General features: G+C 44.5%; 18 protein-coding genes. 15 read left to right on the top strand and 3 right to left on the bottom strand.

Annotation, left to right across the window (positions count from 1 at the left end; all coding sequences use genetic code 11):
- The first annotated feature begins 44 nt into the window (after positions 1–44).
- The 3 genes from FZD51_RS26430 to FZD51_RS00345 all read left to right on the top strand — a co-directional run bounded on the left by FZD51_RS26430 (position 45) and on the right by FZD51_RS00345 (position 2,144).
- Positions 45–173 carry a hypothetical protein gene (locus FZD51_RS26430; protein WP_262380573.1) on the top strand — a complete coding sequence of 43 codons (129 nt, stop codon included), beginning with the start codon at positions 45–47 and terminating at the stop codon, positions 171–173.
- 163 nt (positions 174–336) lie between these two features.
- Complete coding sequence (locus FZD51_RS00350) at positions 337–816, top strand: hypothetical protein (protein ID WP_148972928.1); 480 nt, start codon at positions 337–339, stop codon at positions 814–816.
- A 440-nt stretch (positions 817–1,256) separates the two neighbouring features.
- Entirely contained in the window at positions 1,257–2,144 is an 888-nt protein-coding gene (locus tag FZD51_RS00345; RefSeq protein ID WP_148972927.1) for an SDR family oxidoreductase, read from the top strand.
- 60 nt (positions 2,145–2,204) lie between these two features.
- Here the strand turns inward: FZD51_RS00345 and FZD51_RS00340 are convergent, their stop codons facing one another.
- A complete protein-coding gene (locus FZD51_RS00340) occupies positions 2,205–2,792 on the bottom strand; it encodes a VanZ family protein (protein ID WP_148972926.1) in 588 nt (195 codons plus the stop codon).
- 129 nt (positions 2,793–2,921) lie between these two features.
- Entirely contained in the window at positions 2,922–4,385 is a 1,464-nt protein-coding gene (locus FZD51_RS00335) for a M20 family peptidase (RefSeq protein WP_148972925.1), read from the bottom strand.
- A 234-nt stretch (positions 4,386–4,619) separates the two neighbouring features.
- Between FZD51_RS00335 and FZD51_RS00330 the strand changes: the two genes are divergently transcribed.
- The 12 genes from FZD51_RS00330 (at position 4,620) to FZD51_RS00275 (ending at position 11,960) form a co-directional block, all read left to right on the top strand.
- Positions 4,620–5,465 (top strand): YwqG family protein, encoded by an 846-nt coding sequence (locus FZD51_RS00330; RefSeq protein WP_148972924.1) that lies wholly within the window; start codon positions 4,620–4,622, stop codon positions 5,463–5,465.
- A 19-nt stretch (positions 5,466–5,484) separates the two neighbouring features.
- Complete coding sequence (locus FZD51_RS00325) at positions 5,485–5,790, top strand: hypothetical protein (RefSeq protein WP_148972923.1); 306 nt, start codon at positions 5,485–5,487, stop codon at positions 5,788–5,790.
- A gap of 126 nt (positions 5,791–5,916) precedes the next feature.
- Complete coding sequence (locus FZD51_RS00320; RefSeq protein WP_148972922.1) at positions 5,917–6,114, top strand: hypothetical protein; 198 nt, start codon at positions 5,917–5,919, stop codon at positions 6,112–6,114.
- 639 nt (positions 6,115–6,753) lie between these two features.
- On the top strand, positions 6,754–7,095 hold the full coding sequence (locus FZD51_RS00315; protein ID WP_148972921.1) for a hypothetical protein: 342 nt from the start codon (positions 6,754–6,756) through the stop codon (positions 7,093–7,095).
- A gap of 84 nt (positions 7,096–7,179) precedes the next feature.
- Complete coding sequence (locus FZD51_RS00310) at positions 7,180–8,049, top strand: pirin family protein (RefSeq protein ID WP_148972920.1); 870 nt, start codon at positions 7,180–7,182, stop codon at positions 8,047–8,049.
- 12 nt (positions 8,050–8,061) lie between these two features.
- Positions 8,062–9,000 carry a UDP-N-acetylmuramate dehydrogenase gene (gene murB, locus FZD51_RS00305; RefSeq protein WP_148972919.1) on the top strand — a complete coding sequence of 313 codons (939 nt, stop codon included), beginning with the start codon at positions 8,062–8,064 and terminating at the stop codon, positions 8,998–9,000.
- A 21-nt stretch (positions 9,001–9,021) separates the two neighbouring features.
- Positions 9,022–9,270 carry a YuzB family protein gene (locus tag FZD51_RS00300; RefSeq protein ID WP_148972918.1) on the top strand — a complete coding sequence of 83 codons (249 nt, stop codon included), beginning with the start codon at positions 9,022–9,024 and terminating at the stop codon, positions 9,268–9,270.
- Between the two features lie 26 nt (positions 9,271–9,296).
- Positions 9,297–9,833 (top strand): NADPH-dependent FMN reductase, encoded by a 537-nt coding sequence (locus FZD51_RS00295; protein WP_148972917.1) that lies wholly within the window; start codon positions 9,297–9,299, stop codon positions 9,831–9,833.
- A gap of 123 nt (positions 9,834–9,956) precedes the next feature.
- Positions 9,957–10,331 carry a fluoride efflux transporter CrcB gene (crcB, locus tag FZD51_RS00290; protein WP_148972916.1) on the top strand — a complete coding sequence of 125 codons (375 nt, stop codon included), beginning with the start codon at positions 9,957–9,959 and terminating at the stop codon, positions 10,329–10,331.
- Positions 10,328–10,690, top strand: a complete 363-nt coding sequence (locus FZD51_RS00285) for a fluoride efflux transporter FluC (RefSeq protein WP_148972915.1) — start codon at positions 10,328–10,330, stop codon at positions 10,688–10,690. The genes crcB and FZD51_RS00285 overlap by 4 nt, the downstream gene beginning before the upstream one ends.
- Positions 10,691–10,826: 136 nt before the next feature.
- Positions 10,827–11,585 (top strand): DUF2087 domain-containing protein, encoded by a 759-nt coding sequence (locus FZD51_RS00280; protein WP_148972914.1) that lies wholly within the window; start codon positions 10,827–10,829, stop codon positions 11,583–11,585.
- 18 nt (positions 11,586–11,603) lie between these two features.
- Positions 11,604–11,960 (top strand): GIY-YIG nuclease family protein, encoded by a 357-nt coding sequence (locus FZD51_RS00275; RefSeq protein WP_148972913.1) that lies wholly within the window; start codon positions 11,604–11,606, stop codon positions 11,958–11,960.
- Between the two features lie 24 nt (positions 11,961–11,984).
- Here FZD51_RS00275 and FZD51_RS00270 read toward each other — a convergent pair whose 3' ends face one another.
- Positions 11,985–12,950 (bottom strand): cation diffusion facilitator family transporter, encoded by a 966-nt coding sequence (locus FZD51_RS00270; RefSeq protein ID WP_148972912.1) that lies wholly within the window; start codon positions 12,948–12,950, stop codon positions 11,985–11,987.
- Positions 12,951–13,260 lie beyond the last annotated feature (310 nt).

Here is a 13,260-nt window from a genome sequence, read left to right as displayed (position 1 = left end):
AATTTAACTCAGCAGTGTAACAATAAGCAAAAGGGGTGACGACCATGAAAACAAAGGACAATTTTCTTGAAGGAGCCAAAGTCACCAATGACGGACAGACAACTGGCTCCAAAAATAATAAAGGCAATCATGCAACAGGGAATTCGCCGAATGATGATGTAAAGAAAAAGTAAACGAAGAAGCCGGGAACAGGAATCCCGGCTTTTCGTCTTGATGAAATCATTAGTATATTCATCTTTCAAAAAAATGTGCACAAAGCAGCATTAGTATTTGTCCAAGCCTTCCAGTCATGCCTGGCATAGTATAAAGAGAATACTATAAAAGGAGTGCTGAAAATTGAAAAGCCACGAAAAATGTTCTTCTGGCTTGGACATAGATATCAGAGAACAGTTCACTTTTTTTGCAAGTGATAAAACCCTCGCACGATTGCTTGAAAAACTGGCCGATAGATCCATCAATATTGCGGCCATTATGTTGTCTAAAGATAAAAGCGGAAAAAATTTTGTCAGATTGGTTCCTGGCGATACGGACAGCCAAACAAAAGAGACGCTGCACTCTTTAAGGGAAATCCTTGAAGGCCTTCACATCCATTTTAAGCAGGAAGCGGTTATTGCTTTTGCCAATATCCCGGCAGGAGTGCCGGGTACCATAAATGAAATATTTGGAATCCTGTGGTGCCGGACAGAGGTAAAAGCTTTATACAACGGAGAGAATGATTCCCTCTATATTTCTGTATCTAATATAAGAAAAGCACTTGAAGCTTTGTCCGAGAAGCATATAAGGCGCTGCAGTTCGGAGTGCACCTGCTGTGAATGAGTGGAAATGCCTTCTGAAGGTTCTTTACAGGCTGATGTATAACTATTTTTGAAGAGTTACGGTCTGATGCTAATGCAATCGGCCAAAGATGGGGCAAGCCTTCTTAAAAAACGCCCAAAAGAATGAACTTGGACAGGTTTGCCATAATCTGCTCTGTGAAAAAAAGTTTAGCAAGCTGAATATTATTAGAATGTCAGCAGTCAGCTTATATATCTTGTTTCCCGCCTTTATGAAGGCGGGTATTTTTGTGGAAGATAAATTATTCAACATAAACTCCATTTATTTACAAAGGTTACCTTGTTATTCAAAGTTTTTATGCTAGTTTATCGCCACCAGAAAAGGGAATGTTATTAGTACGAATACATAGTGAAGTGCTGCACAATCTTAGCAGCAGGCTTTTTATGTATTGAGACTAAATTTTATAAAAGGAGTGCTGGACTATGTCAAACCCTGAAAATCCGCTTAAACAATTCTTCAATGGAGATTTCCCGAAGCAGTATCAGGAGCCGCCAGGGGTCCAGAATGAGATGAAGGATCCTCAGCCTGACTGTGGTGAGAAAAGCTATAAAGGAACTGGTCGACTGAAGGGGAGAAAGGCACTGGTGACCGGCGGTGATTCCGGGATTGGACGTGCTGCAGCCATTGCATATGCCCGCGAAGGCGCCGATGTGGCAATCAATTATCTGCCTGAGGAGCAGAAAGATGCTGAAGAGGTAAAGAAGCTGATTGAAGCTGAAGGCCGTAAAGCCGTCCTGATCCCGGGGGACTTGAGCGATGAGTCATTCTGCAGGGACATGGTTGGACAAGCCAAATCAGAATTGGGAGGAATTGATGTGCTTGCCCTTGTTGCCGGCAAGCAGCAGGCAGTAGAAAACATTGAAGATCTTTCAAGCGAACAGCTCCGCAAAACATTTGAGATCAATGTATTCTCCCTTTACTGGACCGTTCAGGCGGCACTTCCGCATCTGCCTGAAGGAGCTTCTATCATCACCACTTCTTCTGTGCAGGGATACAACCCGAGTCCGAACCTGCTGGATTATGCTGCAACTAAGTTTGCCATCAACGGTTTTACGCGGGGACTGGCTAAACAGGTAGCTTCAAAAGGAATCCGTGTTAATTCTGTGGCGCCAGGGCCAATCTGGACACCGCTGCAGATTTCCGGAGGGCAGCCTCAGGAAGTCATCCCGACATTTGGCCAGGATACACCGCTTAAGCGTGCCGGACAGCCGGTCGAACTGTCTAGCGTCTACGTGTTCCTTGCTTCTGAAGAATCCAGCTATGTGACCGCCCAGGTATATGGCGTCACTGGAGGGATTGAGCTTGCATAAACCCAAAAACCAATCAGCTATTTAGGCTGATTGGTTTTTTTATGGCTGCTGATTTTTTAATCACTTAATCCTGTAAGCCCGCTTTAGAAGCGGCAATAAAGCATAGCCCAAAAATACTCCTGACATGTTCAGGATAAGATCATCAATGTCCAGGCTGCCCCGCCTGCTCAGAAACTGTGCTATCTCAATGGCCGATATAGCTGCAAACGGAATGGCCAGCAGTTTAAAGAAAGACCGATTTTTCAAAAGTGCTAGAAGAAAAAGCCCAAAAGGGACGAACAGCAGGACATTTGCAGCTAAATTATAAAAGGCAACCAGAAAGTCCACCCGTCCGGCTAAATAAAATTCAATCGTACTGAATGGGTCTAAGTTATAGTTTGCATTAGCATTATCACCCGGCCTGAAAAAAAGCAGTACCAGGAGGGAAGCGCTATATAAGGCAAAACCGAGCAGAACCAGATATTTGTTTAATGGCAGCTTTTTACCGCGGATCAGCAGACCAGCTGTAATCGTGAAGCTGGTAATGCTGGCCCATACGACAATTAAAGCGAGCGGATGCAGATATTTAATCAGATTGCCGATGAATGGCAGAGATAGGAGAAAGAAAAGCTGTGCAGCGGCTGCACTGCGGACGATTGTACGGGACATAAATAGATTCACCTTTTTAAAAGTTTTTCAGATAAGAGAATCATACACTGTTAAAATGTACCGGACAAATAAAAAATGCCCATGAACTGTGCCATACACAGAAAATGGACATTTAAAGGACATGTGCAACTATTCTGCTGCAACCGCCTCTCTCATGACTTCTGCATAAAAGGCAATTGCGTTCAGATAGTTTTCAATTGAAATATGCTCATTTGTTCCGTGCATCCGGTTCAGGTCTTCTGAGGTGATGTGGACAGGGAGGAACCGGTATGTGTTTTTGGAGACAGAGTCATAATGCTTGGCGTCAGAGCCGGCGAACATCAAGTATGGGGCAATAACAGCATCTTTATAGACATTCCTTGCTGCCTGCTGTACTGTCTTGAACTGCCAGCTGTCAATGCTGGAAACCTTGGAAGCTTCGCTGCCAGTGACGGTAACTTTTATCTCATCATCTCCGATTGTATCTTCTATGAAGGTTTGGATGGAATCAAGTGTGTCTCCCGGCATGACTCTCAGGTTGATGATTGCTTCTGCTTTTTCCGGCAGGGCATTATATTGTTCCCCGGCCTGAAAGATGGTCGGCGCGATCGTAGTGCGGATTAGGGCGGCTGATGCAGGCTGCTGCAGCAGTATCCGCTCAATGACAGGCTCAAAGATCATTTTATTGGCAAAAACGTATTTCATCGGAAAGCTCATTTCCGGTGCTGTGAAATCGAATAGATCCTCGCCAGGGCCTTTCAAATCGCCTTTGAACTGTTTATCCTCAAGCTTTGCTATCGCGCTGGATATGCGGCCGATATTAGTATGGTCCTTCGGCTGGGAAGAATGTCCTCCACTGCCTTCAATCGATAGGACGGCTGTTGCAGAGCCTTTCTCAGAAATCCCTACGACCCCAACCGGCCGGCTGATGCCTGGAACCATCCCATCCACAATGGCGCCGCCTTCGTCAAGGACAAATTCAAATTCAATACCCCGGTCTTTCATAGTTTCAGCAATGGCTAAGGCCCCTTCGTCTCCGCCAATTTCTTCATCGAATCCGAACATTAGATAGATATCCCTTTCAGGCTGATAGTTTTCAGCAAGTAGATTCTCCACTGCTTCAAGTATGCTGATGACCCCGATTTTATCATCCAGGGTACCGCGGCCCCATATTTTCTTTCCCTCGACCTTCCCGCTGAAAGGCCCTTGTTCCCAATTTTTTTCCGTTCCTGAAAGGACTGGCACCACATCATAATGGCTCGTCAGGCCGATTGGATTCTTCCCGGAATTTCCTTTCCATCTGTATACGAGTGCGTAGGAGTTTATTTTTTCAAGCTCCAGCTTCTCATGGACGAGTGGATAGCTTTCCTCCAGAAAAGAAATGAACTTGTCAAACTCCTTCCAGTCAAATTTGGTTCTGTCCTGGTAGGAAACCGTTTTGTATGTAACTGCTTCTGATAAATGCCCGACAGCCTGGTCTTCATTGACTTCCAGGGATGCTTCTTTAGGTTCGGGCTGCCTGGATTGGACCATCAAAGTGTTGAAACCGGTTACAGACAAAAACAGCAGTAGCAAACCCCCTATGATCATAAAACTGATTTTCCACTTGCTCAATATTTTTCCCCCTTAGTTCTTGGTCTCTTTTTATTATAAAATAGTTTGTTGAATTTTCGGAAAATTATTATTGAACTCTGGTATTTCATTAAAGTACTCTATATGTGAGGGTGAGCTGTTTACATTCTTTGAAAAAAGGAAAAAAGCACTAGGAACTGTATTCATACAGCATCGTATTATACGCTGCCAGTAAATATATGAAAGTCTATGTTTTGAGATCAGGAGGAATGCTTGATGAAACAGGAAAAATTAATACGCCATAATGACCGGGAAGCATTTGAAAAGACGAGGAAAGAGTTTGTGCAGCTAGAACTTGTAAAGCCTGAAGATGAGCTTCGGCTCTGGGAAAGCAAGGCTGGAGGAAATCCGTACTTGCCAAAAGTCACCCAATATCCTCGTAATCAAGCAGGGGAGCCCCTTCATTTGCTTGCCCAGCTTAATTTAGGCCAACTCCCTAAACTGCCGGATTTTCCGGACAAAGGCATTCTATCTTTTTACATCGACTTAAATGATGATGTTTTCGGGATGAATTTTGATCAGCAGGATGACCAGTCAGGCTTTCGTGTCCTATTTTTTGCGGATGTGGAGGAAAATGAAGAAAATCTGGTCACAGACTTTTCCGCTATAGATGAACACCGTTCCAATTGCGAATATGAAGTTCTAGAAGGCGGAGAGTTTATGATTAAAGGAAAAGCTTCAAGTATGTATATAGCGGCAGGGGATTACCGGTTTGATGAAGTGATCGGGGAATCAAGCCTTGATTATTTTGAAAGGCTGGCAGAAGAAGAAATGCCAGAAGGATATGAAGAGGTTGACGACCTCTATAATGACTACAGCAATCCTGAGGGAGAAGTCCACCATCAGATGGGAGGCTATCCTTATTTTACACAGATGGATCCGCGGGATGGCGGGAGCAGATATGATACCCTCCTGTTCCAGCTGGACAGCGATTATGACAAGGCCGGTGAAAAATACGCGGTCATATGGGGCGATGTTGGCATCTGCAATTTTTTTATCAGCGAAAGCGACCTGAAGGCACGCCGGTTTGACCGGGTGCTGTTTAACTGGGACTGCTGCTGAACTGGCGGGGAGGATTTTTATGGGTGTTTTTGGATGGATTTTCTTATGGGGGCTGCCTGCTTTACTCTTATGGAGTACGGTGCTTGCAGCGATTCACGCAAAAAGGGCAGGAAGCGAAGGACGGTTCCTTGGAAGGACCCTGACCTTTATAAGTGCGATTTATGAATATACGATTAATTCCTTTCTTACATGGCTGTCGCTTATTTTTCTTGTGTTTGGTTTTTTTGCCATAAAGGAAGGCAGTATATGGGGATTCCTGTTCATGACCGGGACTGGCGGATTGATGCTCTATTTATCCTTTCCTAGGCTGAAGATGCCTGAGTGAGGGGTAGCTGCCATCATAAAAAGAAGGTCCTCTATTTTCGGCTGGGCTATTATCTTTTAATAAATAAAAGAAATTATCTTCAGCTTGTATTATAATAAAAGAAATACGATCTGAAGGAGAAACAATATGTCCAATCAGGAAAATACTCAAAACGGCGAAAAGAAAAAAGTAAGTCTTCAGGAATTGATGAAGCAGCAGCTTGAGAAAAAGAAACAAGCGCAGGGAAATGGAAATCAAAGTACGAAGTCAGCTGCTAAGAATCAGGTAATGAAAAGCCAGATGACTAAAAAAGCGAGCAATACCCGCAGAAAAATGGGCGTATGACCAGAGGAACCCTTCTTTATAGGAAGGGTTTTTTTTATCTTAAAAAAGAATCTAATTTAAGCTTGAAACATGCAGAAACAAAGAGGGCGAACATAAGAAGAGTCTAATCGATGCATGAGCCTCACTTGAAAAGGGGCTTCGTGCATAGAAAACGGTCTAATCGATGCATGGGCCTCACTTGAAAAGGGGATTCATGCATAGAAAGCGGTCTAATCGATGCATGAGCCTCACTTGAAAAGGGGATTCACGCATAGAAAACGGTCTAATCGATGCATGGGCCTCACTTGAAAAGGGGATTCACGCATAGAAAACGGTCTAATCAATGCATGAGCCTCACTTGAAAAGGGGCTTCACGAATAGAAAGCGGACTAATCGATGTATGACCTGCGCCTGAAGAAAGGCCTCATGCATAGAAAACAGTCTAATCAATGCATGACCCGCACTTGAAAAGGGACCTCATGCATAGAAAACAGTTTAATCAATGGATGAGCAAGTTAGTTCATCCACAGGAGATTTCCCTGCAACTTTAGTCTTAGTCCACTCAGCCAAAAGCAGCATAGGCTTTTCGCCAGAATGACGGAAGGAAACCCTTCTGTATTATGCTACATTATGATAGAAGAGCAAAAGGGGGCTGAGCTGATGAAGGCAGTAATTGTTTCGGATAATGGGCGAGTAGGGAAAAGCTTAATATTGCTGCTGCAGGCATACCCAGAATTGGAGATATCATTCCTGAAGGATGCACGCGGCAGCGTGCCTGATGATGCGGATGTTGTTATTGTGGATATAGATTCAATGCTGGCAAATCAGCTGAGGCCCTCTTTATTCAACAATCATCCTGTAATTTTTTACAGCCGCTCCAAGGAGTTTTCCGAGCTGGTGGATTGGCTGCATATGTATAATGCGGATTTTATTAATGTATATACCCACCCTGATTGTGTGCTTCATCTTATAAAAAAGGCATGTTCACGAAGAAAGCCGTAATAGTTGATGCAACAACTAATATATGTTCTAATGAAGGCAAATAGTGAAAATACCGATTATTACACGAAGAAGGAGATGGATAGAATGGAAGAAAAGAACCTTTTTAAAAGAAGTGTCAAAGACCACTGGTATGTGGAGTATGAAGAAGCGAGCTTCCCGTTCATCCAGAAGGGGTGGGTACTGCCGGCTGACCGGTTCAAGGATTTTGATCCGTTCATCCTGATGGCTGAGGACTGGTTTAAGAAGGGGGCATTCTCTGACCATCCGCACAGGGGGTTCCAGACAGTCACATATGTTGTGGATGGCAGGCTGGAGCATATCGACAATGCAGGGGGCCGGGATATTCTTGAGCCTGGCGATGTGCAGTATATGAATGCCGGCTGGGCAGCGCGGCATGCCGAGGAGGGCGTGGAAAATGATATTGCCCACACGCTGCAGCTTTGGCTTAACCTGCCGAAGGAATTGAAAAAATCTGAAACGAGCTATCAGAATGTTTATGGGGAGGATGCACCCACGGTGGATTTCCAAGGTGGCTCGATTAAGGTTTTTTCCGGAGAAATAGCAGGTGTCAAGGGGCCGCTCAGTTCTGCTGTCCCCATTACTCTTTCTGAGATCAACTTAACTAAGGGTGCAGAATATACTCTGACCATCCCTGAAAATCACAATGCATTTTTGTATATCCTCTCAGGGGATATGAACTTTGGAAAAAATGAAGTGAATCTTAAAAAGCATGGAGTCGCGACCCTTTCATACAAGGAAGGCGGGGATGTTAATAAAGGCAGCGAGCTTTCCATAAAGGCGAACAGCAGGAAATCGAAGGTGCTCGTTTACTCCGGTGCACCGATTAAGGAAGAAATTGTTCCCTATGGTCCATTTGTGATGAACACAATGGAAGAAATCAGGGAGGCATACCGGGATTTCCATAATGGCAAATTCGGCCCGCCGGCTGTTTAAGGAGCTGGTTTCATGAATCATATGCTAAAAAATCTGTATGAATTGCTTTCCTCAAAATTGCCGGACTCTTCTTTTAGACTTAATGAACCCTTAAAGGAGCATGCTTATACAAAGCTTGGCGGACCGGCAGATCTTTACGCTGTAGCGGCATGCCCTGAGGATGCAGCTTATATCCTTAAGCAGGCAAAGCGGCATGGGGTGCCTGTGACTCTGATAGGCAATGGTTCGAATATGATCATCAGGGATGGAGGAATCAGGGGGCTTGTTCTGTCATTGTCAAAAATGAATAAGATTTCGGTCACTGGAGAGACGGTAATTGCCGAGGCAGGCAGCCGGATCATCGATGTTTCACTCAAAGCATTGGAGCATAGCCTTTCAGGAATGGAATTTGCATGCGGGATCCCTGGGTCGACTGGAGGGGCCCTTTACATGAATGCAGGTGCCTACGGCGGACAAATCTCTGATGTCCTTCAAAAAACACTGGTTCTCACAGAGGAAGGAAGCATCCTGGAACTGGGAAGAGAGAAGCTTGTGCTGAGCTATCGGAAAAGCATCATGGCTGAAAAAAAATTCATTGTCCTGAAGGCAGAGTTTAATCTGTCCTTTGATTGCAAAAAGGATATATCAGCCAGGATGAAAGAAAACACGGAGGCGAGGGAAAGCAAGCAGCCGCTTGAATTTCCATCCTGCGGGAGTGTGTTCAAGCGTCCTCCAGGCCATTATGCAGGAAAGCTTATACAGGACAGCGGCCTTCAAGGAAAAAATATCGGCGGGGCAGAAGTCTCCCGCAAGCATGCCGGCTTCATCATTAATAAAGATAATTGTACGGCAAAGGATTATCTGGCACTTATAGAGTATGTCAGGAAAACTGTGAAGGAAAAGCATGGTATAGACCTTGAAACCGAAGTGATCACCCTTGGTGAGGAATTATACAAAGGGCAGCATGCTTAAAAAGCAGGGAGGTGAGCAGCGATGGGTATAGTAGTGGTGGAGATTTGCGACGGGAGCCTGATTACAGAATTGGATCTCGAAGGGCTCCTTGAAGGGGAGTATCCTGAAGTGGCCGTTATTGAAAGCAGCTGCCTCTCCTTTTGCGGCATGTGCGCCAGGCGCCCTTATGCAATGGTGAATGGAAAGAGGATTTTTGCAAAGACAGCAGAGGAGTGCCTTCATTTGATAAAAGAGCATATTGATAATGAATTGAAGGAATTTGCCATTTGAAAAAACTGACATTGGGAGGAATCGCTATGAAACTTGTCGGCATTTCAGGATCCCTGACCGGATCGAAAACATCAAATGCTGTACACGAGGTACTCGCTGCGGCGAAACGCTTGTCGCCATCTATCCGGACAGAGCTGCTTGACTTAAAGGACTATGACGTTGAATTTGTTACAGGAAAGCCGCTGACCTATTATAACAGTGATACATGGAAGGCTGTGCAGACTGTATCAGAAGCAGACCTCCTCATTATAGGCACACCGATCTATCAGGCCTCTATCACAGGAGCGCTGAAAAATCTATTTGATCATCTCCCGGTTGATGTATTTAAATCAAAAGCAGTCGGTATTGTCACAACAGGGGGATCTGACAAACATTTCCTTGTAGCAGAATATCAGCTCAAGCCGATCATTTCCTACTTGAAGGGAACTACCCCGGCCAGCTCAGTTTTTGTCCACAGCAATGACTTTAACGAAGACAATGAAATTGCAGCACCCATTGTGCTTGAGAGAATTGAAAAGCTGGCAGGGGAACTGATTGCTATCCAGGAATCCTTGGCCAAATAAGAATTCAGATAAGGACTCCTTCCATAGCCGGCAGGAGTTTTTTCATGATTTTCAAGACAAACAAGAAAAATGCTATACTAAAAAGTACGGTTAGAGATTATTAGAATTAAAGGAGTTAACACCATGATTTATATGTATGTCGGACTCGCCGGAATGTTAGGCAGCATACTGAGATACTGGATAGGGATCAGTCTGTTCGCGGAGAATGTTTTTCCATACAGCACACTGGCCTGCAATCTGGCCGGCAGCTTTGTGCTCGCATGGGTGACAACCATTGGATTCAAAAGAATAAATGTCTCTCCTGAGCTTACGGCAGCTATTGGCACAGGCTTTGTCGGGTCGTTCACGACTTTTTCAACTTTAAGTGTGGAAACTGTCGATTTATTTAACAAGGGCCACCTGGTCCCTGGGATTCTTTATATCCTCCTCAGTATGATCGGCGGGCTGCTGTTCAGCAGGCTTGGATTCAGCATAGCAAAGGAGGAGCTGGCTTCATGAATTTCTATCACTTTGCACTGGTGGGCATCGGAGGTTTTTTCGGAAGCATGGCCCGGTTTGCCATAAGCCGGAAATACAACAGCAAAGAGAAATCCCTTCCCACTGGAACGATCATCGTCAATCTGTCTGGTGCCTTTCTGCTGGGCCTGCTCACAGGAGCTCATCTGGACCAGAATTATCTGTTATTCGCCGGCACCGGTTTTATGGGTGCTTTTACAACCTTTTCTACACTAAAGCTAGAAACCATCCAGCTGCATATCGGACAAAAGAAAAAAGCATTTTTCCTGTACATAGGCATCACTTATTTCTTCGGTATTCTACTCGCCTGCCTGGGCTATCTGACAGGAAAGAACTTTTAAATATATTCGGTTATCCAAAAATGGATAGCCGTTTTTTATTGACTTATCACAAACAAAAATATATATTGTTTGTATAATTATAAACAATAAAACTATATGTTTGTATTGTGATCATTAATCTATTGGGGGTGTTTGTATGCCGGATATATCAGCAAGCCTTTGGGAGGCGAGTCTTGAAGAAATAAAAAAAGGATACAGAGAAGAAAGTGAGAGCTTTCTATGCTTGTTATGCGGGGAGAAATTTGAAAAGGGTATTGTCTATCCTTATGAAAACCTCTTGTATGAAGCTGAGAGATATACACGTCTTCATATCGAGAGATCGCATTCTTCAGTGTTTGATTATTTGCTGGGGCTTGATAAGAAATGGACCGGGCTGACAGAGCACCAGAGTCAGCTTTTGCGCTTGTTCTATCAAGGGATGGCAGATAAAGAGGTGCAAGCTGAATTGGGCATTGGCAGTGCATCGACAATCAGGCATCACCGTTTTGCCCTAAAGGAAAAAGAGAGGCAGGCAAAGGCTTTCCTTGCCGTTATGGAGCTCTTAAGGGAGAAGGACCACTATGCGCCAGCTTTTATACCCCCGCATATACATGCATCTATGGTTGATGACAGATATGCCATAACTGAGGAAGAACAGCACAAAATCGTTGATAAATTTTTACCCAATGGCATTGAAGGCGGCCTTGTAAAGTTCCCGCCAAAAGAAAAACAGCGGCTTGCAGTGATAAGGGAAATCAGCAAGCTTCTGAAGGATGGCATAGTGTACAGCGAAAAAGAGTTAAACAGCATTATTGAGAGCATCTACGAAGACTATGCACTTATCAGAAGATATCTGATTGAATATGGCCTTCTGGACAGAAAGGCCGATGGAAGCGCATATTGGCTGAAAAGATAACCGAAGGAGGAAATAATCATGGACCGGAAAAAAGAACTGAAAAATCAATTCAAGGAAGCTCCTGTGGAAGCGGGTGTTTTTCAAATAAAAAACAAACACAACCATAAAATGTTTATTGGAAGTACCAGGAATCTAAAGACACTGAATGGATTAAAATTCAGTCTGGAAACAGGCTCTTATGTAAATAAGCATCTTCAGGATGACTGGAGGAAGTACGGGATGGATGCCTTCGAAATCTCGGTGATTGAGGTTCTAAAGAAGAAGGAAGACCCCTATTATAATGAAAAGGAAGCCTTGGCAGAGCTGGAAGAGAAGTGGCATGAACATTTCCAGCCTTATGGCGAAAAAGGATATCACACCCCGCCAAATAAATAAAGGAGAGGTCTCCCTCTCCTTTATTTATTCTTCCTCTTCATCTTTCCAGGTCTGGACATTGTCTGTTTCCAGTATGCCAAGCGTTGCATCGCCGATATCGGTATCGGTCAGCAGCAGGTCGCGGACCCTGAATTTGATATCATCAGCATCTGCCAGTGAAAGTCCTGCCCTAAGCTCGATGTAGCTTTCTACATGAAAGCGCCTGCCTTCCTGCAGGATGCGCATATCCATGATATCCACCACATCAGGATCGGAAAGGATCATATCTGCTACACGGTCCTCAACGACTTTTGGGGCGGCTACCCCGATCAGGCCTATGGTATTTTCATAGCCGATTTTAACGGCGATCCCTGTAAGCAGTAAGCCGATCAGTATTGTTCCAACTCCATCAAGAAAGTAAAAACCTGTAAAGTGAGCAAGCAGGATGGAGACAAGAGCCAGCAGTGCGCCAAATGTGGCAATCAGGTCTTCATAAAACACCAGCCTGGTCGGCGGCGATGCCAGGCCATTATTCTTGAACGCAGTCGTGACAATGCTAAAGCCTTTGGCCTCACTGCGGGTTTCATGATTGATTTCCTTCATCGCCTTTACTAGAATGAGGCCGTCAACTCCTATTGCCAAAAGCATGATGGAAATATTAAGCAGGATATTGGTGGACTCTTTTGGGTGCTGGATCAGCTCCCAGCCTTTGTGGATTGTTTCATAGGCCATGATTGCGATGACAATGACCGCCACCAGCACAAAGAGGTTCACGACACGGCCAAAGCCGGTCGGGAATCTTTTCGTCGGCTCCTTTTCAGCAAGGGCACTGCCGATGAATACAAAGCCCTGGTTAAGGGCATCTGCTGCAGAGTGCAGCGTGGTTGCCAGCATTGTACCGCTGCCGCTTATGGCAGCAGCTATCCCTTTTGCAATCGTCAGCACAGTATTGCCAATGGCAGCAATGCCGGATGATTTGTTACCTTTTTTCAACAATTGAATAAAAGACATCTTTTCACCTCTCCATTTTTTCCAAATGGTTTGCTCAGTATTCAGCATAACCATTTGGCATTGATTTATCATTTTTGAACATTTTATGGACAGAAGGGCTAATTGATTGCCACCGGCCAAAAATGACAGTAAAATAAGAACTAACTATAACGTGCCGGTAAGGGGGTGATTCATTTGGGAACGAGCAATTAAAGCAGTTTGGCTTTTCAACAGCAACCTGTGATGCAAGGGGTTCTGTAAACTATTACACCAAATTTAGTTTGCTGAAACCTGTACGTTCTAAATTGAATTGCCGCTGCAGCCTGGCCGG

This window comes from Bacillus infantis, from assembly GCF_008180445.1.
Lineage (GTDB): Bacteria > Bacillota > Bacilli > Bacillales > Cytobacillaceae > Bacillus_AB > Bacillus_AB infantis_B.
Note: the sequence above shows the minus strand (reverse complement) of the source record. Positions and strands in the feature narration are given on the sequence as shown.